Raw genomic sequence first — 21,295 nt, 5'->3', positions numbered from 1 at the left:
CAATGACTAGTGGGTTTGACCCAAATTCGCCTCACTCATATCCAACTCCGCCAACACTTCCCTCAACACGTCATCACCAATCTGGTGATGACGGCTCAAGCTGTACAACTCCAACCGCTGCGCCCGCAGGGCCTTGAGTCGCAACGTGCGCTCCAACTGGTCCATGTGCAGCGCCAACGCCTGGGCTTCGGCCGAATCATTAAACACATCCAACTGATGACGATACTCCGCCATCAGCCGCGCCTTGAGCTCGGTTGCCAGCGCAGCTTGAGCGGCATCCGGGGTTTCGGCTTCGGCGGGCTCTTGGGCCTCCAGCGCATGGATCGCCGCCACGGCGGTCTTCTTCCAAGCCTCGCGCACTTCGTTGTGGCGCTGTTCATCGGGGCCTTTTTCGACACCACGCAATAGTAACGGCAGCGCGATGCAGGCAGCGACCAGCGACAGCAGGATCACCCCGGCAGCGATAAAGATCAGCAGGTCACGCTCAGGGAAACCCTGGCCAGGCGCCAACAGCAAGGGCACCGACATGACGCCCGCCAGGGTCACCGCACCGCGTACACCGCCGACGGTCAACAACCAGCAGGAACGGGCCGTCGGCACCAGGGTCAGCGCGTTTTTGCCACGTAGCCTGCGCAGCAACCCCGACAGCCGCCAGATGCTTTGCACCCAGATAAAGCGCAATACCACCAGCACCAGGAAGATCGCCACCACATCCAGGCAGCGATACATCAAGGTGGGCCACAGCGTGGTTTCATGGCTGACCACGGCCTTGATGATGTCTGGCAGTTGCAGACCGAGCAGCAGGAAGATCAGGCCGTTAAAGGCAAACTCCAGCAACGACCACACGCTGCGGTTGAGCAGGCGCGTGCTGGTCTGGCGCGGCAGCAGGTCGAGCCAGCTTTGCATCATGCCCGCTGCCACCGCCGAGAGGATGCCGGACGCGCCCAGGCGTTCAGCCAGTACGTACGCAGCAAAGGGCAGCAACAACATGAACACCACATGGGTCGCCGGGTCGTCCCAACCGCGCGCGATCATCCAGGCGCGCAGGCGGCCGACCAGCCAGCTCAACGCCACGCCGATCGCCAGCCCGCCTACCGCCACCAACACAAACGTCAGGCTGGCATCCGCCAGGGAAAACACCCCGGTCAACGCCGCGGCCAGGGCGAACTTGAAAGTCACCAGGCCCGACGCGTCATTCATCAAGGCCTCCCCCTGGAGCATGTGCATCAGCGGCTTGGGCAAACGGTTCTGGGAAATGGCCGACACCGCCACGGCGTCCGTCGGCGAGAGCACCGCTGCCAGGGCAAAGGCCACCGGCAAGGGGATCGAGGGCAGCAACCAATGAATGAAGTAACCGGCGCCCACCACGGTGAACAGCACCAGCCCCACCGCCAATGTCAGGATCGGGCCACGCAGGCGCCACAACTCGCGCTTGGGCATGCGCCAACCATCGGAAAACAACAGTGGCGGCAGGAACAGAAACAGGAACAGCTCAGGGTCCAGCGCCACATGCAGCCCCAACGTGGGCCAGGCCAGCAAGGCGCCGGCGGCGATCTGCACCAGCGGTAACGGCAGTGGGATGATGCGCCCGACCAGGCGCGAAAAGCTGACCAGCATCAGCAGGATAAGAACGGTGTAGGCGGTTTGCATAACGCGGGTTTCCCGGACAATCGACTCGCAACGACACATCAGGCAACAACTGGCCGCTGAAGTGCCATATTACCCGGCTATGTTACCTGGCTATGTTACTGGCCTATGCTGCGCAATGCGCTTTTGCACAAAAGTCGCACGCTGTTGACGAGCGGCGCCGAAACCCGCTGGTCGTGGCATAATCGGCGATCTTTCATTTTCATACGTCCAAAGGGGGGCAATTCCTTGAGTGCTTCAAGCAAAACCTTGCACCTTTTCGGCATCAAAGCCTGCGACACCATGAAAAAGGCGCGCACCTGGCTCGATGAGCACGGGGTGAGCTATGAGTTCCATGACTACAAAACGGCCGGTATCGACCGCGAACACTTGACCCAATGGTGCAATGAGCACGGTTGGCAGGTGGTTTTGAACCGTGCGGGCACCACCTTTCGCAAACTCGAAGACGAACGCAAAGCCGATCTCGATCAGTCGAAAGCCATTGAATTGATGCTCGCACAACCCTCGATGATCAAGCGCCCGGTGCTCGATCTCGGTGACAGAACCCTGATTGGCTTCAAGCCAGATAGTTATTCGGCGGCCCTCAAGTAGGCCAGCCTTCCATTTTTGTAGAGGTAACAGCATGTCCAATTCCCTGTTCAGCCTGGGCTTCGGCGTCGGCACTCAGAACCGCCAAGGTGCTTGGCTGGAAGTGTTTTACGCACAACCCTTGCTCAACCCGTCGGCTGAAATCGTTGCCGCCATCGCACCGATCCTCGGTTACACCGAAGGCAACCAGGCGATCACCTTCACCGTGAGCCAGGCCCTGCAACTGGCCGACGCGCTCAAAGGCGTCGATGCTGCCCAGGCCGCCCTGCTCAGCCGTCTGGCTGAAAGCCACACGCCGCTGGTCGCGACCTTGCTGGCCGAAGACGCCGCACTGACCTCCACGCCTGAGGCCTACCTCAAGCTGCACCTGCTGTCCCATCGCCTGGTCAAGCCCCACGGCCTGAGCCTGGCCGGTGTGTTCCCGCAGTTGCCGAACGTGGCCTGGACCAGCCAGGGCGCCATCGACATCAATGAACTGGCCGAGCGCCAACTGGAAGCGCGCCTGCGTGGCGACCTGCTGGAAGTGTTCTCGGTGGACAAATTCCCGAAAATGACCGACTACGTCGTACCGGCTGGCGTGCGTATCGCTGACGCTGCACGTATCCGCCTGGGCGCGTACGTGGGCGAAGGCACCACCGTGATGCACGAAGGCTTCGTCAACTTCAACGCGGGCACCGAAGGCCCGGGCATGATCGAAGGCCGCGTATCGGCGGGCGTATTCGTCGGCAAGGGCTCCGACCTGGGCGGCGGTTGCTCCACCATGGGCACCCTGTCGGGCGGCGGCAATATCGTGATCAAGGTGGGCGAAGGCTGCCTGATCGGCGCCAACGCCGGTACCGGTATCCCATTGGGCGACCGCAACACCGTGGAGTCGGGCCTCTACATAACCGCCGGCACCAAGGTTGCCCTGCTGGACGAGCAGAACCAACTGGTCAAGGTGGTCAAGGCACGCGAGTTGGCTGGCCAGCCGGACCTGCTGTTCCGTCGTAACTCCGAGACCGGTGCCGTGGAGTGCAAAACCCACAAATCGGCCATCGAACTGAACGAAGCGCTGCACGCTCACAACTAAGCAGCCACTCGATGCCACTAGCGGGCCGCACCCTTGGGGGCGGCGCGCTTATACGAGTCTTGATCACCATGCTTGTGCCCTCCCCCTGGCGCGCCGACTTCCCGGCCATCGCCACCCTGCAACGGCAAGACCAGACCTATCTGGACAGCGCCGCCACCACGCAAAAACCCCAAGCCCTGCTGGATGCCATCAGTCATTACTACGCCAATGGCGCAGCGAATGTGCACCGTGCCCAGCATTTGCCCGGGGCCCATGCTACCCAGGCCTTTGAAGACAGCCGCAGCAAGGTCGCGCAGTGGTTGAACGCAGGTGACAGCGGGCAGGTTGTGTTTACCCACGGCGCAACGTCTGCGCTGAACTTCCTGGCCTATGGCCTGGAACACTTATTCAATGCGGGCGATGAGATTGCCATCAGCGCCCTGGAACACCACGCCAACCTGTTGCCCTGGCAGCAATTGGCCAAACGCCGCGCGCTCACGCTGGTGGTATTACCCCTGGACGATGAAGGCGTAATAGACCTGGACGCCGCAGCCCGCTTGATTGGCCCACGCACGCGCCTGCTGGCGGTGAGCCAGTTGTCCAACGTGCTCGGTGCCTGGCAGCCGCTGCAAGCCTTGCTAGCGCTGGCCCAGGCACATGGCGCCCTCACGGTGGTGGACGGCGCCCAAGGCATCGTCCATGGCCGTCACGACGTGCAGGCCCTGGGCTGCGATTTCTATGTGTTCTCCAGCCACAAACTCTACGGTCCGGACGGCGTCGGCGTACTGTATGGCCGTAATGAGGCCCTGCACCACCTGCGCCACTGGCAGTTCGGCGGCGAGATGGTGCAGCAGGCCGACTACCACAGCGCCAGCTTTCGCCCCGCGCCGCTGGGCTTTGAAGCCGGCACCCCGCCGATTGCCAGCGTGATCGGCCTGGGCGCGAGCCTGGATTACCTGAGCTCGCTGGATCCCTCCGCGGTGATCGCCCACGAAGCCGCCCTGCATGACTACCTGCTGCGTGGGCTTAAGGCACGTAATGGCGTGCGCGTGCTGGGATCGCCGCAGGTGGCGCTGGTGAGTTTTGTGGTGGAGGGCGTGCATAACGCCGACCTCGCCCACCTGCTGACCGAGCAAGGCATTGCTGTGCGTGCCGGTCATCACTGCGCGATGCCATTGTTGAAGGCAATGCATCTGTCAGGCGCAATCCGCGTTTCCCTGGCGCTCTACAACGATTCCGACGACCTGGAACGCTTTTTTGAAGCGCTGGACCAGGCGCTGGACATGCTGCGATGAGCTTGCCGCTGGAGGCACAAGCCGCGCTGGAAGCCTTCCAGGCCGTGGGCAGCTGGGAGCAGCGCGCACGGATGCTGATGCAATGGGGTGAACGCTTGCCCGCCCTGGCTGATGACGAAAAGGTCGACACTAACCTGGTGCAAGGTTGCGAAAGCCTGGTGTGGCTGGTGGGGCGCTTGCAGGACGGCCATTGGCAGTTTGCGGCGAGCAGCGAGGCACGGATGATTCGCGGGTTGGTGGCGTTGCTGCTGGCGCGGGTCAATGGGTTGTCGGCTGGTGAACTGCAAGCGGTCGACCTGCCTGACTGGTTCAATCGACTGGGCTTGTCGCGCCAGTTATCGCCGTCGCGCAGCAATGGCTTGAATGCCGTACTGCAACGCATGCGAGACCTGACGCGTACGCAGAAATAATGTGGGAGCTGGCTTGCCTGCGATAGCCATAGGTATCTACATAACTCTGTTAGCTCAACGGTAACCACGATGCGAAGCGAGCCGCTCTTGATCTTGATCTTGATCTGCTTTTGATCTTAGGCGCCCCGTTAAACCACGCTGGCCGGAATTCGACAGGGATTTGGGGGGTAAACCGGCAGGGATGCCGGTTTAGCCGCCCCGCGCCATGGATGGCGCGTGGCGGCGACCCCCCAAATCACTGGCGGATTACGGGCACACCGAGCCTAAGCGAGGTGCCGAGTGGTGGGGCAAGAGCGCTTTGCTTACTTTCGCGCTTTTCGAAAGTGAGCCGCCGTTGAACTGCCCCCCGAATGTTGGACACCTGACCCCCTCAGGAGGGTGTTCCATGACGAAATACAACCTAGCACTCAAGCAATCACTGATTGAAGAGTGTCTGTCTGCCAGTAGCGTTCATGAGGTGGCCCTCAAGCATGGCTTGAGTCCATCGCTGCTTCGTCGCTGGGTCAAGGGTTTTGAAAAGCACGGCGCCTCTGGCTTGATTGCCAAGTACAGCCATTACGATGCCCAGTTTAAATTGAAGGTTTTGCAGTGCATCAAACAAGACGGACTGTCGGACCAACAGGCCTGTATACGGTTTGATATCCGTGGTCCAAGTAGTATCAGACAGTGGCGAAAGTTGTACGATGAAGGCGGTGTAGAAGCACTACAACCGCATCGTCTTAAAGAGTCCAGCATGCCCCGCAAACCTTCCAGGCAACCCAAAGCAAGTCCTGCTCTTCCTGCGGACGCAGAACTGCCCCCTGCACAAATGCTCGCAGAACTGGCTTATCTGCGCGCGGAGAATGCCTATCTAAAAAAGCTCGATGCCTTAATCCAAGCGGATCCCCTTACTGCGCAGCCAAAAAAACGCAGGCCGTCCAAGGATTGAGGCATGAGCATCCACTTGCTCTGTTGCTACGTGCTGCGGCACTTGCACGCAGCACCTTCTATTACCAAAGTAAAACACTGCTAACCGACAAGCATGCCGGCCTTAAAGATCGCATCCGCAGCGTCTATCACGAGCATAAGGGGCGTTACGGCTACCGCCGCATCACCGCGACCCTTGGAAACAGTGGTGAGTTGATCAATCACAAAAAGGTGTATCGGCTGATGCAGATGATAGGCCTCAAGTCGCTGGTCAAAGTGAAGAAATATCGCTCTTACCGAGGTGCTGAAGGGCTTGTTGCGCCTGATCTACTAAAGCGCGAATTTAAGGCACAAGCCCCTAACCAGAAATGGGCAACCGACGTGACGGAGTTCAAGGTGAAGGGGCAAAAGCTGTTTCTCTCGCCTCTCATGGATTTGTACAACGGCGAGATCCTGGCTTACCAGATCAACCGACGTCCCGAATTCAAGATGGTTTCGACGATGCTGGAAAAAGCCTTCAGGCGACTGAATCAAGGTGACAGGCCGATACTGCACTCTGACCAGGGTTGGCAGTACAGGCAGCCTACCTACCGACACATGCTGGCCGAAAAGAGCATCGAGCAGAGCATGTCGCGCAAGGGTAATTGCTTGGACAATGCCGCCATGGAGAGCTTTTTCGGCACGCTCAAGAGCGAGTTTTTCTATCTGGAATCATTTGAGAGTGTGGAGCAACTGGCATCAGGCTTAGAGGATTACATCACCTACTACAACCAAGACCGCATAAGCCTCAGACTGAATGGCTTGAGTCCGGTACAGTTTCGGACCCAGGCACTAAATCAATAGCGTCTCCTGTCCAACTTTTGGGGGGCAGTTCACGTCAGGGCGGAACCCTAAGTGGCCGTTACCGCAGGAATGGATATGTACACGGTCCAACTGTGTTGACTGTCAGGCCGTCTTCGCAGGCAAGCCAGCTCCCACATTGGATCGCGGGGCATCAGTTATATCTGTGTCGGCTGCCAGGCCGTCACGGGAGCAAGCTCCCTCGCCACAGATTTAGCGTCGTGCCGAAGTTGTGTAGATACCTATGCTGCGATAGCGGCGAATCAGTCAGTATTTTCAGTGGCTGACACACCGCTATCGCAGGCAAGCCAGCTCCCACAATTTGGATCTATGTTCGACAATGAGATTTAGCTGGGTTTGATGCGCTCTGAAGGCCTGCGCACTCCCGCCACAATCTTGTCCACCGCCTTGGTCGCCGCCACCATACCGAACGTGGCCGTGACCATCATCACTGCGCCAAACCCTCCCGCGCAGTCCAGCTTCACGCCATCACCGACAAAACTCTTCTGCAAACAGATACTGCCATCGGGTTTGGGATAGCGCAGTTGTTCGGTGGAAAACACGCAGGGCACGCTGTAATGGCGGGTCACCGTGCGCGAGAAGCCATAATCGCGGCGCAAGGTAGAGCGTACTTTCGACGCCAGCGGATCATTGAAGGTGCGGTTCAGATCGCACACCTGGATCAGCGTGGGGTCAATCTGCCCGCCGGCACCGCCAGTGGTGATGATCTGGATCTTGCGGCGCTTGCACCAGGCAATCAGCGCCGCCTTGGCGTTGACCGCGTCGATGCAGTCGATCACGCAGTCGATAGTCGGGGTGATGTACTCGGCCATGGTGTCGCGGGTGACGAAGTCTGCCACCGCGTGCACGGTGCACTCAGGATTAATACCGCGCAAACGCTCGGCCATCACTTCGACCTTGGGCTTGCCCACGGTGCTGTCCAAGGCATGCAACTGGCGGTTGCTGTTGCTGACGCAGACATCGTCCAGGTCAAACAGCGAAATCTCGCCCACCCCGCAGCGGGCAATCGCTTCCGCCGCCCAGGAACCCACGCCGCCGACGCCGACAATCGCCACATGGGCCGCTTTCAAGCGCTCCAGGCCCTCAAGCCCGTACAAGCGGGCGACGCCTGCAAACCGCGGATCTTCTGTACTCATCATCATTACCCCAAAAACCGGCGCGCATTATAGGGCTACGGAGCGGCAAGTTTTAAGCTACAAGTTACAAGTGAAGAACTTAGATGGAGTTTCGCAGACTAACGTCCGGCTTTTCTCTGTCTGCTGTACGCTCAGGGAAGCGCCAGTGTAGGATGCGCGCCGTTCGGCGCAGGCCGACACCTCTTTCGTTCCGCACCCTTTGGAACCCGACATAACCATGGCATCGCGTAAATTTGGACTCAACCTGGTGGTGGTGCTGGCAATTGCCGCGCTGTTCACCGGTTTCTGGGCGCTGATCAACCGCCCGGTCACCGCTCCCAACTGGCCCGATCAGATCTCCGGTTTTTCCTACTCGCCGTTCCAGCAAGGCCAGTACCCGCAGAAAGGCCAGTACCCTACCGACGAACAGATGCGTCAGGACCTTGCGATCATGAGCAAGCTGACGGACAACATCCGTACCTACTCGGTGGACGGCCCCCTGGGGGATATACCCAAGCTGGCCGAAGAGTTTGGCCTGCGCGTGACCCTGGGGATCTGGATCAGCCCGGACCTTGAGCGTAACGAGCGGGAGATCCAGCGCGCTATCGAGATCGCCAACACCTCGCGCAGTGTCGTGCGCGTAGTGGTGGGCAACGAAGCGTTGTTCCGTGAAGAAATCACCCCCGAAGCCCTGATCGTGCTGCTCGACCGCGTGCGCGCCGCCGTGAAAGTCCCGGTGACCACCTCCGAGCAATGGCACATCTGGGAAAAGAACCCGCAACTGGCCAAGCACGTCGACCTGATCGCCGCGCACATCCTGCCGTTCTGGGAGTACATCCCGATGGACAAGGCCGGCCAGTACGTTCTCGACCGCGCCAAGGACCTGAAGAAAGCCTTCCCGAAAAAGCAGCTGCTGCTATCGGAAGTGGGCTGGCCGAGCAACGGCCGTATGCGCGGTGGCAATGAGACGTCGCCGGCCGACCAGGCGATTTACCTGCGTACGCTGGTCAACAAGCTCAACCGCCAGGGTTACAACTACTTTGTGATCGAGGCCTTCGACCAGCCGTGGAAGGTCAGCGACGAAGGTTCGGCGGGTGCGTATTGGGGTGTATTCAATGCCGCGCGCCAGCAGAAATTCAATTTTGACGGCCCGGTGGTGGCGATTCCGCAATGGCGGGTACTGGCCATCGGTTCGGTAGTGCTTGCGCTGCTGTCCCTGACCCTGTTGATGATCGACGGCTCAGCCCTGCGCCAGCGGGGCCGTACCTTCCTGACCTTCATTGCGTTCCTGTGCGGGTCGGTGCTGGTCTGGATCGGCTACGACTACAGCCAGCAATACAGCACCTGGTTCAGCGTGACGGTCGGTGTGTTGCTGGCACTCGGCGCCCTGGGCGTGTTCATTGTGTTGCTGACCGAAGCCCACGAACTGGCGGAAGCGGTGTGGACCCACAAGCGCCGGCGTGAATTCCTGCCCGTGGAAGGCGACTCGGACTACCGCCCTAAAGTATCGATCCACGTGCCGTGCTACAACGAGCCACCGGAAATGGTCAAGCAGACCCTCGATGCCCTGGCCGCCCTCGACTATCCGGACTACGAAGTCCTGATCATCGACAACAACACCAAGGACCCGGCGGTGTGGGAGCCGGTACGCGACTACTGCGAAACCCTCGGCCCGCGCTTCAAGTTCTTCCACGTCGCGCCCCTGGCCGGTTTCAAGGGCGGCGCGCTGAACTACCTGATCCCGCACACCGCCAAGGATGCCGAAGTGATCGCAGTGATCGACTCGGACTACTGCGTATCGCCGAACTGGCTCAAGCACATGGTGCCGCACTTCGCCGACCCGAAAATCGCCGTGGTGCAGTCGCCCCAGGATTACCGCGACCAGAACGAAAGCACCTTCAAGAAACTCTGCTACGCCGAATACAAGGGCTTCTTCCATATCGGCATGGTGACCCGTAACGACCGTGACGCGATCATCCAGCACGGCACCATGACCATGACCCGCCGCTCGGTGCTTGAAGAGCTGGGCTGGGCCGACTGGTGCATCTGTGAAGACGCCGAACTGGGCCTGCGCGTGTTCGAAAAAGGCCTGTCCGCGGCGTACTACCACGACAGCTACGGCAAGGGTTTGATGCCGGATACCTTTATCGACTTCAAGAAACAGCGTTTCCGCTGGGCCTATGGCGCGATCCAGATCATCAAGCGCCACACCGCCAGCCTGTTGCGCGGCAAGGACACCGAACTGACCCGCGGCCAACGCTACCACTTCCTTGCGGGCTGGTTGCCGTGGGTGGCCGATGGCATGAACATCTTCTTTACCGTCGGCGCCCTGTTGTGGTCTGCGGCGATGATCATCGTGCCGACTCGGGTCGACCCGCCATTGCTGATTTTCGCAATCCCGCCGTTGGCGTTGTTTGTGTTCAAGGTCGGCAAGATCATCTTCCTCTACCGTCGTGCGGTAGGTGTGAACTTGAAAGATGCGTTCTGTGCGGCGCTGGCCGGGTTGGCGCTGTCTCATACCATCGCCAAGGCGGTGTTGTACGGCTTCTTCACCAGCAGCATTCCGTTCTTTCGTACACCGAAAAATGCGGATAACCACGGCTTCTGGGTGGCAATTTCCGAAGCCCGCGAAGAAATGTTCATCATGCTGCTGCTGTGGGGCGCGGCGCTGGGGATCTACCTGGTGCAAGGCCTGCCGAGCAATGACATTCGCTTCTGGGTGGTGATGTTGCTGGTGCAGTCGCTGCCGTATGTGGCGGCGCTGATCATGGCGTTCCTGTCGTCGCTGCCCAAACCTTCGGCGGCGCCTGAGCCCGCGCCGGCGGCGTAAAAAGTCACGCGATGCACTAAACGGCGGCCCTTGGCCGCCGTTTTGCTATAAGATAACGGCCGTTTGTGAGACTTGGCCTGGCCCAATTCTATGTGGGAGCTGGCTTGCCTGCGATGCAGACGCCGCGGTCTGACAGGCACACCGCAGCGATGCTATCGCCGGCAAGCCAGCTCCCACATTGGAATTGCGTCGCTCCAGGCTCGGTATTTCCACATTCGTCCTGCGCCCACCACACGCTTTCCGGAGTTCCCCCATGACGGCCCATGCCGACCTTTCGCCGACCCTTCAACTGGCCATCGACCTGATCCGTCGCCCGTCGGTCACACCGATCGATGCCGATTGCCAGAAGCTGATGATGCAGCGCCTGGGCGACGCCGGTTTTGCGCTTGAACCGATGCGCATTGAAGACGTGGACAACTTCTGGGCCACCCACGGCAAGCACGAAGGCCCGGTGCTGTGTTTTGCCGGTCACACCGACGTGGTGCCGACCGGCCCGGTACAGGCCTGGCAGAACGACCCGTTCGACGCGTTGATCGATGACAACGGCATGCTCTGCGGCCGTGGGGCGGCGGACATGAAAGGCAGCCTGGCGGCGATGCTGGTGGCGGCGGAGCGTTTCGTCAGCGACTACCCGGATCACAAGGGTTCGGTCGCCTTCCTGATCACCAGCGACGAAGAAGGCCCGGCGCACCACGGCACCAAGGCCGTGATCGAACGCTTGGCCGCACGCAAGGAGCGCCTGGACTGGTGCATCGTCGGCGAACCGTCGAGCACCAGCCTGGTGGGCGACGTGGTCAAGAACGGCCGCCGTGGCTCCCTTGGTGCCACCTTGACCGTGCGCGGTGTACAGGGCCACGTGGCTTATCCGCACCTGGCGAAGAACCCGATCCACCTCGCAGCACCGGCGCTGGCCGAACTCGCCGCCGAACATTGGGATGACGGCAACGCGTTCTTCCCACCGACCAGCTTCCAGATTTCCAACCTCAACTCCGGTACCGGTGCCACCAACGTGATCCCAGGTGACCTGACGGCGGTGTTCAACTTCCGTTTTTCCACCGAGTCCACCGTCGAGGGCCTGCAACAACGCGTCGCGGCCATTCTCGACAAACATGGCCTGGACTGGCACGTGGAGTGGGCGCTGTCGGGCCTGCCGTTCCTCACCGAGCCAGGCGCTCTGCTGGATGCAGTGTCGGCCAGCATCCTGGCGATCACCGGGCGCGAGACCCAGGCGTCCACCAGTGGCGGTACTTCCGATGGGCGCTTCATTGCAACGTTGGGCACCCAGGTGGTCGAACTGGGCCCGGTGAACGCGACGATCCACCAGGTCAATGAACGCATCCTGGCCAGCGACCTCGACGTGCTGACCGAAATCTACTACCAGACCCTGATCAAGTTGCTCGCCTGATGCTTGCCTGCCCCATTTGCAGTGCACCGCTCAATACCGTGGACAATGGCGTGGCGTGCCCGGCCGGGCACCGCTTCGACCGCGCGCGCCAGGGTTATTTGAACCTGTTGCCGGTGCAGCACAAGAACAGCCGCGACCCAGGCGACAACCTGGCCATGGTCGAGGCGCGCCGCGACTTCCTCAACGCTGGCCACTATGCGCCAGTGGCCAAGCGCCTGGCCGAACTGGCCGCCGAGCGTGCACCGCAGCGCTGGGTGGATATTGGCTGTGGTGAGGGTTACTACACCTCACAAATCGCCCAGGCCCTGCCCGATGCCGATGGCTACGCGCTGGATATCTCCAAGGAGGCGGTCAAGCGCGCGTGCAAACGCAACCCGGCGCTGACCTGGTTGATCGCCAGCATGGCCCGCGTGCCATTGGCCGATGCCAGTTGCCAGTTCCTCGCCAGCGTGTTCAGCCCGTTGGACTGGCAAGAGGCCAAGCGCCTGCTCAGTCCCGGCGGCGGTTTGATGAAGGTCGGCCCCACCCGCGGCCATTTGATGGAACTACGCGAGCGTCTTTACGACGAGGTACGCGAGTACACCGACGACAAGCACCTGGCCCTGGTGCCGGACGGTATGAGCCTTGCTCACAGTGAAACCCTGGAATTCACCCTGAGCCTGGCCGAAGCCCAGGACCGCGCCAACCTGCTGGCGATGACGCCCCACGGCTGGCGGGCCAGTGCCGAGCGCCGCCACGAGGTGATCGAGGCGGCTGAGCCGCTGCAGGTCACGGTGTCGATGCGTTACGATTATTTCGTGCTTCAATGACTGACGTTCACCCATCCGCGAATGGATTTTCGAATCCCGCAACGAGGAACATCCATGCGCCAACCCGATATTGAGATTTACCTGAAGGACGCCGACGTCGATCACAAGGCCATCGCTGCCTGGCTGGGCGCCGCACTCGGCCCGTGTACCGACTGGGTCCAGAAAGGCCAGACCTACAAGTGCAAGGCCGGCAGCGTGCCGGTGACCTGGCTGCCCAAGGCGGTGGGCAAATGGAACAGCCTGTACCTGGAAAGCGACCAGACCCCATGGGACGACGACATCGCCTGCGCCCGCGCCGCGTTTGCCGCGCTGAACGTCGAAGTGCGTTGCGCACCGGGCACCTGGGTTGAGGAAGAAGGTGAGGAAAGTGCCGACACCTGGATTCGCATCAGCGAAGACGGTGAAGAGCAGATCACTTGGAAAACCGCCTGACAGCGGATTGCTAACCCAATCAATGTAGGAGCTGGCTTGCCTGCGATGCAGACACCTTGGTCTATCAGTCAGACCACAGTGATGCTATCGCAGGCAAGCCAGCTCCCACAGTTGAATGGGTTAGCAAAACAAAGTTGTTACAGGCCCACCACATCCTCCGCCTGCAAGCCCTTCTCGCCCGTTACCACGGCGTACTCCACCTGCTGGCCTTCGGCCAACGAACGGTGGCCTTCACCGCGAATGGCGCGGTAGTGCACAAACACATCCTTGCCATCCTCACGCTGGATAAAGCCGTAGCCCTTTGCATCGTTGAACCACTTCACATTCCCGGTTTCGCGCGTTGACATCTGTTCACTCCCACTGGTTTTTTATTGTTGAGTCGCTCGCATTGAACTGCCGAGTATAAGACAGGCTCAAAAACCATCAACTCAACTTTACATCGCTGCTTTTTTGCCGATTTTCGGCGAATACGGCACACTACCCGCCCGAGCGCCTGCTCGGTTTTTTCCACTTGAAGCAGCTCGCCTATGACCCGCTCCCCGTTCCGCCGTCTGGTGTTTGGCACCTTGCGCCGACTGTTGTACCTCTGGGTTCGCTCAGAGACGATCAACCAGTCGTCCCTAACCCTCAACCTGGACCGCAGCCGGCCGGTTTTCTACGTCCTGCAATCACCCTCCCTCACCGAGTTGGCGGTGGTCGATGCCGAGTGCACCAAGGCTGGCCTGCCACGTCCGGTGCTGCCGGTATCGGTGGGGCCGCTGATGGAGCCTGCGGCGTTCTTCTACCTCACGCCGGATCCGGATTGGCTCGGCCGCCAGGACAAGCGCGGTGCGCCGCCCACCCTGACGCGCCTGGTCAACACCCTCACCGAACACGCCGAAGAGAATGCACAAATCATTCCGGTCAGTGTGTTCTGGGGCCAATCCCCCGAAAGCGAGTCCAGCCCGTGGAAGCTGTTGTTCGCCGATAGCTGGGCGGTCACCGGGCGTCTACGCCGGTTGTTGAGCATCCTGATCCTGGGGCGCAAGACCCGCGTGCAATTCTCCGCGCCTATCAACCTGCGTGAATTGATCGAGCACAATAAAGGTCACGAACGCACCGTGCGCATGGCCCAGCGCATCCTGCGTGTGCACTTGCGTAACCTGAAGACGGCAGTGATCGGCCCCGACCTGTCCCACCGGCGTAATCTGGTCAAGGGCCTGGTCAATATGCTGCTGGTACGCCAAGCCATTGCGGATGAAGCCGAACGCGAAAAGATCGCCCCGGAAAAAGCCAAGGCCCTGGCCCTGCGCTATGGCAACGAGATTGCCTCGGATTACACCTACACCGCGATCCGCTTCCTGGAAGTGGTATTGAGCTGGTTCTGGAACAAGATCTACGACGGTATCAAGGTCAATAACATCGAGGGCGTGCAAAAGGTGGCCCAAGGCTACGAGGTGATCTACGTGCCTTGCCACCGCAGCCACATCGACTATCTGCTGCTGTCCTACCTGCTGTTCAAGAACGGCCTGACCCCGCCGCACATCGCCGCCGGCATCAACCTCAACATGCCGGTGATCGGCAGCCTGCTGCGCCGTGGCGGTGCGTTTTTCATGCGCCGCACCTTCAAGGGCAACCCTTTGTACACCTCGGTGTTCAACGAATACCTGCACACCCTGTTTACCAAGGGTTTCCCGGTGGAATACTTCGTCGAAGGCGGCCGCTCGCGCACCGGGCGCATGCTGCAACCGAAAACCGGCATGCTGGCGATCACCTTGCGCAGCTTCCTGCGTTCCTCGCGCATGCCCATCGTGTTCGTGCCGGTGTATATCGGCTATGAGCGCGTGCTCGAAGGCCGCACTTACCTGGGCGAGCTGCGTGGCGCGAGCAAGAAGAAAGAGTCGATCTTCGATATTTTCAAAGTGGTCGGCGCGCTCAAGCAGCGCTTCGGCCAAGTGGCGGTCAACTTCGGTGAGCCGATCAAGCTGGCGGAGTTCCTCGACGCCGAGCAACCGGACTGGCGCGCCCAGGAACTGGGGCCGAACTACAAACCGGCCTGGCTCAACGAAACCACCAATCGCCTCGGCGAACAGGTGGCGCGCCACTTGAACGAAGCCGCTGCGGTGAACCCGGTGAACCTGGTGGCGCTGGCCCTGCTGTCCACCACCCGCCTGGCCCTGGATGAACAGGCCATGGCCCGCCAGCTGGACCTGTACCTGGCGCTGTTGCGTCGTGTGCCCTACTCGCCCCATACCACTTTGCCGGAGGGCGATGGCCTGGCGCTGATCAAGCACGTCAAGGACATGAACCTGTTGTCCGAACAGAGCGACGCACTGGGCAAAATCGTTTATCTGGATGAGCAGAATGCCGTCCTGATGACCTACTACCGCAACAATGTGCTGCACATCTTCGCCCTGCCAGCGTTGCTGGCGAGCTTCTTCCAGAGCAGTTCGCGCATGACCCGCGAACAGATCCTGCGCTACACCCACGCGCTCTACCCGTACCTGCAATCGGAGCTGTTTATCCGTTGGTCGCTGGAGGATCTGGACAGCGTGGTCGACCAGTGGCTGGACGCGTTTGTCGAACAAGGCCTGCTGCGCTTCGAAAACGCCGTATACCTGCGCCCGGCGCCGAGTTCGCGGCACTTTGTGCTGCTGACGCTGCTGTCCAAGAGCATCGCCCAGACCCTGCAACGTTTCTACATGGCGATCTCGTTACTGCTCAACAGCGGCCAGAACAGCATCAGCGCCGAAGAACTGGAAGACCTGTGCACGATCATGGCCCAACGCCTGTCGATCCTGCACGGCCTCAACGCTCCGGAATTCTTCGACAAGAGTCTTTTCCGACATTTTATCCAGACGTTGCTGGAGCAAGATGTGCTGCGCCGCGATGAAGCCGGCAAGCTGGGCTATCACGACCTGCTGGGTGAACTGGCCGAAGGCGCGGCCAAACGTGTGTTGCCGGCGGATATTCGCCTGTCGATCCGCCAGGTCGCCTTGCACCGCGTGGACGGCGCAGCCGAGGCCGCGGCCGAACCAATTGCCGTCACACCTGAAGAAAACCGCTAGATTGAATGAGGCGCCGGGCGGATTCCGGCGCCGTTGAAAAGGAGCCGCACCATGAAAAAGATCATCCTCCTGGGCCTGACCGCCCTGCTCGGAGCTTGCCACTCAATGACCCCGACCCCGAAAGCCAGCCTCGACGGCGAAGTGTTCTACCTGCAACGCATCGCCTTGCCACCGGCCGCTACCTTGAGCGTCAGCCTGCAGGACGTGTCTCTGATGGACGCCCCGGCCGTGACCCTCGCCGAACAGAAAGGCCCGGTCAAAGGCCAGGTGCCGCTGCCGTTTCACCTGAGCTATGACCCGGCCCAGGTTAAACCAGGCCACACATACTCGGTCAGCGCTCGCATCGAGCTGGACGGCAAGCTACTGTTTATCACCACGGAGCGGCACACCGTGCAGCTCAACGGCCAGGACCCACAACCGCTGCGCCTGCGCGTGGATGCGGCTGCACACTGATCATTCCCACTTCATAAGGAAGCGCCCATGCTCCGCAAATCTCTTCGCCTCACCGCCCTGTGTGCTGGCTTGCTATTCGGCGCCAACGCCATGGCCCTGGATCTCGGCAGCCTGTCCCAGGGTGACGCCAGCGGCGGCCTCAAGGATGCCTTGACCCAAGGTGCACAGATTGCTGTGAAACAGCTCGGGACGCCCGGTGGTTTCAGCAACAACCCGGACGTGAAGATCGGCCTGCCGGGCAAACTCGGCAAAGTCGCCGACAAGTTGAAAATGTTCGGCATGGGTGACCAGGTCACGCAACTGGAAACCAGCATGAACAAGGCAGCGGAAACCGCCGTGACTCAGGCCCAGCCGATCCTGGTCAACGCTGTGAAGAACATGAGCGTGACCGACGCCAAGGGCATTCTCAGCGGTGGCCAGGACTCCGCCACCCAGTACCTGAACAAAAGCAGCCGTGAAGAGATTCGCGCCAAGTTCCTGCCTATCGTCAAGGCCGCCACCGACAAAGTCGGCGTGGCCCAGCAGTACAACACCCTGGCCGGCAAGGCCGCGGCCTTTGGCGCGGTGGACGCCAAGAGCGCCAACGTTGAGAACTACGTGACCGAGCAGGCCCTGGATGGTTTGTTCAAGATGATTGCGCAGCAGGAAGAAACGATTCGCAAGAATCCAGCGGCTGCGGCTACCGGCTTGGCCAAGAAGGTGTTTGGCGCGCTGTAAAACCTGCCGATCTGCCCTGCGCCCCCACAAGCGCCTCGTATTCTCGAGGCGTTTGCGCAAAAAAGAGCCTCAAAGTCAGTAATTTATGGCCGCCTTCATGACAATCGTCAGCTCAACGGTTTTTATGTAGCAACACTTCGCAGGGGGCTCGGGATTGCAATACTCAGCAGGGTTGGGTTTGCACTCCTCAGGAGGCTTGGGCTTGTAATACTCAGGGGGGTTGGTTTCGCAATCCTCAGGAGGCTTGGGTTTGCAATACTCAGGGGGCCTGGGTTTGCATTCCTCAGGAGGCTTGGGTCTGAAACTCTCAAGGGGCTTGGGTTTGCAATACCCAGGGCGCTTGGGCTTACAACGTTCAGGAGGGCTGGGTTTACACTTTTCAGGAGGTTTTGGCCTGCTGGGCGGACGCAGAAAAGCCTTCAAACTAGCTATACACATGGCGAACTCCTTAAATTCATTCCAATCACTACTGTTTCTGCCGACGAGCAAGAGCAGTAGGTACCTGCCAACCAGGTAACATTGAGTGGCAATCAATAAGGAAAGGTTCCTAGCCCCGTGTAGTGAGCTTCCTATCTCTCACATAGGAAAATTGCTCATTCTGCCGCATGCCAACGGTGACGGGGCGCGTACTCTCTACGCCCCGACAACCGAGATGACAGCCTGATTATCCAGCGTCCTTTTTGACGCGAAACCACGCGGCATAAAGCGCCGGGAGAAAGAGCAAGGTCAATGCCGTAGCCACGATCAACCCTCCCATGATCGCCACGGCCATCGGCCCGAAGAACACACTGCGCGACAGCGGAATCATCGCCAGCACCGCCGCCAGTGCCGTCAGAACAATCGGGCGAAAGCGTCGGACCGTAGCTTCGATAATCGCCTGCCAAGGTGCCAGGCCGGCCTTGATGTCTTGCTCGATCTGGTCCACCAAAATCACCGAGTTACGCATGATCATTCCCGACAGCGCGATGGTGCCAAGCATGGCGACGAAGCCGAAGGGTTGGTGGAATACCAGCAGGAACAGGGTCACGCCTATCAGCCCCAACGGTGCGGTGAGAAAGACCATCGCCGTGCGCGAAAAGCTGCGCAGTTGCAGCATCAGCAAGGTCAGCACCACCACGATAAACAGCGGCACGCCGGCCTTCACCGAGTTTTGCCCACGCGCTGAATCTTCAACCGTGCCGCCTACTTCCAGCAGGTAGCCATCCGGCAGTTCGGCACGTACATCGGCGAGCGTCGGCAAGATCTGCTGCACGAGGGTCGCCGGCTGTTCCTTGCCATAGATATCGGCCCGCACAGTCACCGTGGGCAAGCGGTTGCGATGCCAGATGATGCCCTCTTCGAAGCCATATTCGAGGGTAGCAATTTGCGACAGCGCCACGCTTTTACCATTGTCGGTGGGCACGGCAAGGCTCGGCAGGCGCGACAGTTCGCTACGCTCATGCACTGTGCCGCGCAAGAGGATCTCGATCAATTCGTTGTCCTCACGGTACTGGCTGACGCTGGAGCCGGTCAGGGAACTCTGCAGGAATTTCGCCAGGTTGGCAGTGCTCACACCGAGGGCGCGGGCACGGTCCTGGTCGATATTCAGGTAGACGATTTTGCTCGGTTCTTCCCAGTCCAAGTGCACATTGACCACATGGGTATTTTCGCGAACCTTGGCCGCCACTTTGCGCGCCAGCGCGCGCACCTCTTCGATGTGCTCGCCGGTCACGCGAAACTGCACCGGGTAACCTACGGGCGGGCCGTTCTCCAGCCGTGTGACACGCGAGCGCAGGTCGGGAAATTGCTCGTTGAGGGTTTCGATCAGCCAGGTGCGCAGGCTTTCTCGCTCCTCGATGGTGTTGGCCAGCACCACAAACTGGGCGAAGCTGGCAGCGGGCAATTGCTGGTCCAGTGGCAGGTAAAACCGCGGCGAACCGGTGCCCGCGTAGGCGACATAGTTGTTGATGCCGGCATGCTCCTTGAGCAACGCCTCCAGGCGTTTGACCTGTTCGGCGGTGTTGCTGAGCGAAGCGCCCTCGGCCAGTTTCAGGTCGACCATCAACTCCAGGCGACCGGAAGCCGGGAAGAACTGTTGCGGCACGAAGCGGAACAGTGCAACCGAGCCGATAAACAGCAGCAAGGTCAGCACGATCACGGTTTTACGCCGTTGCACGCACCACTCCACCAGACGTCTTACACGCTGATAGAAGGGTGTGCCGTAAGGGTCCGGGCCGTCGGTACCGTGTTTGGCGGCGTGAATCTTCGCCAGGTCGGGCAGGAGTTTTTCCCCCAGGTACGGCACAAACACCACGGCTGCCACCCAGGAGGCCAGCAGTGCGATGGTCACCACCTGGAAGATCGAGCGGGTGTATTCCCCGGTGCTCGATTGCGCGGTGGCAATTGGCAAGAAGCCCGCCGCCGTGATCAGGGTGCCGGTGAGCATAGGGAACGCGGTACTGGTCCAGGCGAAACTCGCAGCCTTGAGCCGGTCGTAGCCCTGCTCCATTTTGATCGCCATCATTTCCACGGCGATGATCGCGTCATCTACCAACAAGCCCAGGGCCAGGACCAAGGCGCCAAGGGAAATCTTGTGCAGGCCGATGCCCAGGTAATACATGCTGGCAAAGGTCATCGCCAGTACCAGCGGAATCGTCAGGGCAACGACCATGCCGGTGCGCACACCGAGGGAGAAAAAGCTCACCAGCAAAACAATCGCCAACGCTTCAGCCAGTACCTGGACAAACTCGCCGACGCTGGTCTTTACCGCTGCTGGTTGGTCCGACACTTTGCGCAGCTCCATCCCTGCCGGAAGGTTCTTTTGCAGGCGTGCGAATTGCACTTCAAGGGCCTTGCCCAATACGAGGATGTCGCCACCGTCGCGCATGGCCACGGCCAGGCCGATGGCATCTGCGCCCATGTAGCGCATGCGCGGTGCCGGTGGGTCGTTGAAACCTCGATGGATGTCAGCCACGTCACCGATGCGGAAAGTGCGATCCCCCACGCGTATCGGAAAGTTGCGGATCTCTTCCACCGTCTTGAAGTTGCCAGAAACGCGCAATTGCACGCGCTCGGTAGGGGTTTCAAAGAAGCCGGCGGTGGACACCGCATTTTGTTCCTGCAACGCCTGCTGTACCGCAGCCAAAGGCAAGCCGAGGGTAGCGAGCTTGAGGTTGGACAGCTCGATCCAGATCTTCTCGTCCTGTAAGCCGAGCAACTCGACCTTGCCCACATCCGGGACACGTTGCAGCTGGATCTGGATGCGATCGGCGTAGTCCTTGAGCACGGCGTAGTCGAATCCGTCGCCGGTCAGGGCGTAGATATTGCCGAACGTGGTGCCGAACTCATCGTTGAAAAACGGCCCCTGGATATCCGGCGGCAAGGTGTGGCGGATGTCGCTGATTTTCTTGCGCACCTGATACCACAGCTCGGGAATCTGCGCCGAACGCATCGAATCACGGGCAATAAAGGTGACCTGGGATTCACCTGGGCGGGAGAACGACACGATGCGTTCGTACTCACCGGTCTCCATGAGTTTTTTCTCGATTCGCTCGGTGACCTGGCGCGATACCTCCTGGGCCGTGGCCCCGGGCCAGTTGGTCTTGATCACCATGGCCTTGAAGGTAAAGGGCGGGTCTTCGCTTTGCCCCAGCTTGGTGTAGGACAAGGTGCCAACCACGGCCAGCAGGATCATCAGGAACAGTACGATCTGGCGATTACGCAACGCCCATTCGGAAAGATTGAAACCCATGG

At 60.3% G+C, this 21,295-nt stretch carries 16 protein-coding genes; 12 read left to right on the top strand and 4 right to left on the bottom strand.

Going from position 1 to position 21,295, the window contains the following annotated elements; all coding sequences use genetic code 11:
* Positions 1-6 precede the first annotated feature (6 nt).
* Complete coding sequence (locus tag CLM72_RS07045; RefSeq protein WP_105226013.1) at positions 7-1,650, bottom strand: Na+/H+ antiporter; 1,644 nt, start codon at positions 1,648-1,650, stop codon at positions 7-9.
* A gap of 279 nt (positions 1,651-1,929) precedes the next feature.
* Between CLM72_RS07045 and CLM72_RS07040 the strand changes: the two genes are divergently transcribed.
* From CLM72_RS07040 to CLM72_RS07015, 5 genes are all read left to right on the top strand, one after another.
* Positions 1,930-2,238: an arsenate reductase gene (locus tag CLM72_RS07040; protein WP_229999207.1), complete on the top strand. Its 309-nt coding sequence runs from the start codon at positions 1,930-1,932 to the stop codon at positions 2,236-2,238.
* A gap of 31 nt (positions 2,239-2,269) precedes the next feature.
* Positions 2,270-3,304, top strand: a complete 1,035-nt coding sequence (gene dapD / locus CLM72_RS07035; RefSeq protein WP_034126827.1) for a 2,3,4,5-tetrahydropyridine-2,6-dicarboxylate N-succinyltransferase — start codon at positions 2,270-2,272, stop codon at positions 3,302-3,304.
* A 68-nt stretch (positions 3,305-3,372) separates the two neighbouring features.
* Complete coding sequence (locus tag CLM72_RS07030) at positions 3,373-4,578, top strand: aminotransferase class V-fold PLP-dependent enzyme (RefSeq protein WP_105226012.1); 1,206 nt, start codon at positions 3,373-3,375, stop codon at positions 4,576-4,578.
* A complete protein-coding gene (locus CLM72_RS07025) occupies positions 4,575-4,988 on the top strand; it encodes a SufE family protein (protein WP_105226011.1) in 414 nt (137 codons plus the stop codon). Before CLM72_RS07030 ends, CLM72_RS07025 begins: the two co-directional genes overlap by 4 nt.
* Positions 4,989-5,373: 385 nt before the next feature.
* Positions 5,374-6,737 (top strand): IS3 family transposase gene (locus CLM72_RS07015; RefSeq protein ID WP_105226009.1). Its coding sequence is split into 2 segments (ribosomal slippage): positions 5,374-5,839 and positions 5,839-6,737, totalling 1,365 coding nucleotides; the frame shifts between segments, so codons are not numbered across the junction.
* 344 nt (positions 6,738-7,081) lie between these two features.
* Here the strand turns inward: CLM72_RS07015 and tcdA are convergent.
* Positions 7,082-7,891, bottom strand: coding sequence for a tRNA cyclic N6-threonylcarbamoyladenosine(37) synthase TcdA (tcdA, locus tag CLM72_RS07010; RefSeq protein ID WP_371262607.1), 810 nt, complete (start codon positions 7,889-7,891; stop codon positions 7,082-7,084).
* 217 nt (positions 7,892-8,108) lie between these two features.
* Between tcdA and CLM72_RS07005 the strand changes: the two genes are divergently transcribed.
* From CLM72_RS07005 to CLM72_RS06985, 4 genes are all read left to right on the top strand, one after another.
* Positions 8,109-10,700 carry a glycosyltransferase gene (locus tag CLM72_RS07005; protein WP_105226008.1) on the top strand — a complete coding sequence of 864 codons (2,592 nt, stop codon included), beginning with the start codon at positions 8,109-8,111 and terminating at the stop codon, positions 10,698-10,700.
* A 253-nt stretch (positions 10,701-10,953) separates the two neighbouring features.
* A complete protein-coding gene (dapE, locus tag CLM72_RS06995) occupies positions 10,954-12,105 on the top strand; it encodes a succinyl-diaminopimelate desuccinylase (protein ID WP_054897128.1) in 1,152 nt (383 codons plus the stop codon).
* Complete coding sequence (locus CLM72_RS06990) at positions 12,105-12,914, top strand: putative RNA methyltransferase (protein WP_105226006.1); 810 nt, start codon at positions 12,105-12,107, stop codon at positions 12,912-12,914. The genes dapE and CLM72_RS06990 overlap by 1 nt, the downstream gene beginning before the upstream one ends.
* Before the next feature lie 54 nt (positions 12,915-12,968).
* Entirely contained in the window at positions 12,969-13,346 is a 378-nt protein-coding gene (locus CLM72_RS06985) for a hypothetical protein (RefSeq protein ID WP_034126820.1), read from the top strand.
* 137 nt (positions 13,347-13,483) lie between these two features.
* On the opposite strand, the gene CLM72_RS06980 is transcribed toward CLM72_RS06985, so the two are convergent.
* Positions 13,484-13,693 (bottom strand): cold-shock protein, encoded by a 210-nt coding sequence (locus tag CLM72_RS06980; RefSeq protein ID WP_034126819.1) that lies wholly within the window; start codon positions 13,691-13,693, stop codon positions 13,484-13,486.
* Between the two features lie 180 nt (positions 13,694-13,873).
* Here CLM72_RS06980 and plsB point away from each other — a divergent pair, with 180 nt between their 5' ends.
* The 3 genes from plsB to CLM72_RS06965 are packed head-to-tail and all read left to right on the top strand — an operon-like array spanning position 13,874 to position 17,563.
* Entirely contained in the window at positions 13,874-16,393 is a 2,520-nt protein-coding gene (gene plsB, locus CLM72_RS06975; RefSeq protein ID WP_105226005.1) for a glycerol-3-phosphate 1-O-acyltransferase PlsB, read from the top strand.
* 51 nt (positions 16,394-16,444) lie between these two features.
* Positions 16,445-16,846 (top strand): YbaY family lipoprotein, encoded by a 402-nt coding sequence (locus tag CLM72_RS06970; RefSeq protein WP_057701325.1) that lies wholly within the window; start codon positions 16,445-16,447, stop codon positions 16,844-16,846.
* A 27-nt stretch (positions 16,847-16,873) separates the two neighbouring features.
* On the top strand, positions 16,874-17,563 hold the full coding sequence (locus CLM72_RS06965; RefSeq protein WP_105226004.1) for a DUF4197 domain-containing protein: 690 nt from the start codon (positions 16,874-16,876) through the stop codon (positions 17,561-17,563).
* Between the two features lie 664 nt (positions 17,564-18,227).
* Here the strand turns inward: CLM72_RS06965 and CLM72_RS06960 are convergent.
* Complete coding sequence (locus CLM72_RS06960; protein WP_105226003.1) at positions 18,228-21,293, bottom strand: efflux RND transporter permease subunit; 3,066 nt, start codon at positions 21,291-21,293, stop codon at positions 18,228-18,230.
* Positions 21,294-21,295: the final 2 nt, after the last annotated feature.

It is taken from the genome of Pseudomonas sp. MYb193 (assembly GCF_002966775.1).
Taxonomy (GTDB): Bacteria; Pseudomonadota; Gammaproteobacteria; order Pseudomonadales; family Pseudomonadaceae; genus Aquipseudomonas; species Aquipseudomonas paracarnis.
This window is presented reverse-complemented; position numbering and strand designations above follow the sequence as displayed.

Coding starts and splice junctions, on each gene's coding strand:
- CLM72_RS06980 (WP_034126819.1), bottom strand. CDS start 13,693: ATGTCAACGCGCGAAACCGGGAATGTGAAGTGGTTCAACGATGCAAAG.
- plsB (WP_105226005.1), top strand. CDS start 13,874: ATGACCCGCTCCCCGTTCCGCCGTCTGGTGTTTGGCACCTTGCGCCGA.
- dapE (WP_054897128.1), top strand. CDS start 10,954: ATGACGGCCCATGCCGACCTTTCGCCGACCCTTCAACTGGCCATCGAC.
- CLM72_RS06960 (WP_105226003.1), bottom strand. CDS start 21,293: ATGGGTTTCAATCTTTCCGAATGGGCGTTGCGTAATCGCCAGATCGTA.
- tcdA (WP_371262607.1), bottom strand. CDS start 7,891: ATGAGTACAGAAGATCCGCGGTTTGCAGGCGTCGCCCGCTTGTACGGG.
- CLM72_RS07045 (WP_105226013.1), bottom strand. CDS start 1,650: ATGCAAACCGCCTACACCGTTCTTATCCTGCTGATGCTGGTCAGCTTT.
- CLM72_RS07005 (WP_105226008.1), top strand. CDS start 8,109: ATGGCATCGCGTAAATTTGGACTCAACCTGGTGGTGGTGCTGGCAATT.
- CLM72_RS06990 (WP_105226006.1), top strand. CDS start 12,105: ATGCTTGCCTGCCCCATTTGCAGTGCACCGCTCAATACCGTGGACAAT.
- CLM72_RS07030 (WP_105226012.1), top strand. CDS start 3,373: ATGCTTGTGCCCTCCCCCTGGCGCGCCGACTTCCCGGCCATCGCCACC.
- CLM72_RS06985 (WP_034126820.1), top strand. CDS start 12,969: ATGCGCCAACCCGATATTGAGATTTACCTGAAGGACGCCGACGTCGAT.
- CLM72_RS07040 (WP_229999207.1), top strand. CDS start 1,930: ATGAAAAAGGCGCGCACCTGGCTCGATGAGCACGGGGTGAGCTATGAG.
- CLM72_RS06965 (WP_105226004.1), top strand. CDS start 16,874: ATGCTCCGCAAATCTCTTCGCCTCACCGCCCTGTGTGCTGGCTTGCTA.
- CLM72_RS07025 (WP_105226011.1), top strand. CDS start 4,575: ATGAGCTTGCCGCTGGAGGCACAAGCCGCGCTGGAAGCCTTCCAGGCC.
- dapD (WP_034126827.1), top strand. CDS start 2,270: ATGTCCAATTCCCTGTTCAGCCTGGGCTTCGGCGTCGGCACTCAGAAC.
- CLM72_RS06970 (WP_057701325.1), top strand. CDS start 16,445: ATGAAAAAGATCATCCTCCTGGGCCTGACCGCCCTGCTCGGAGCTTGC.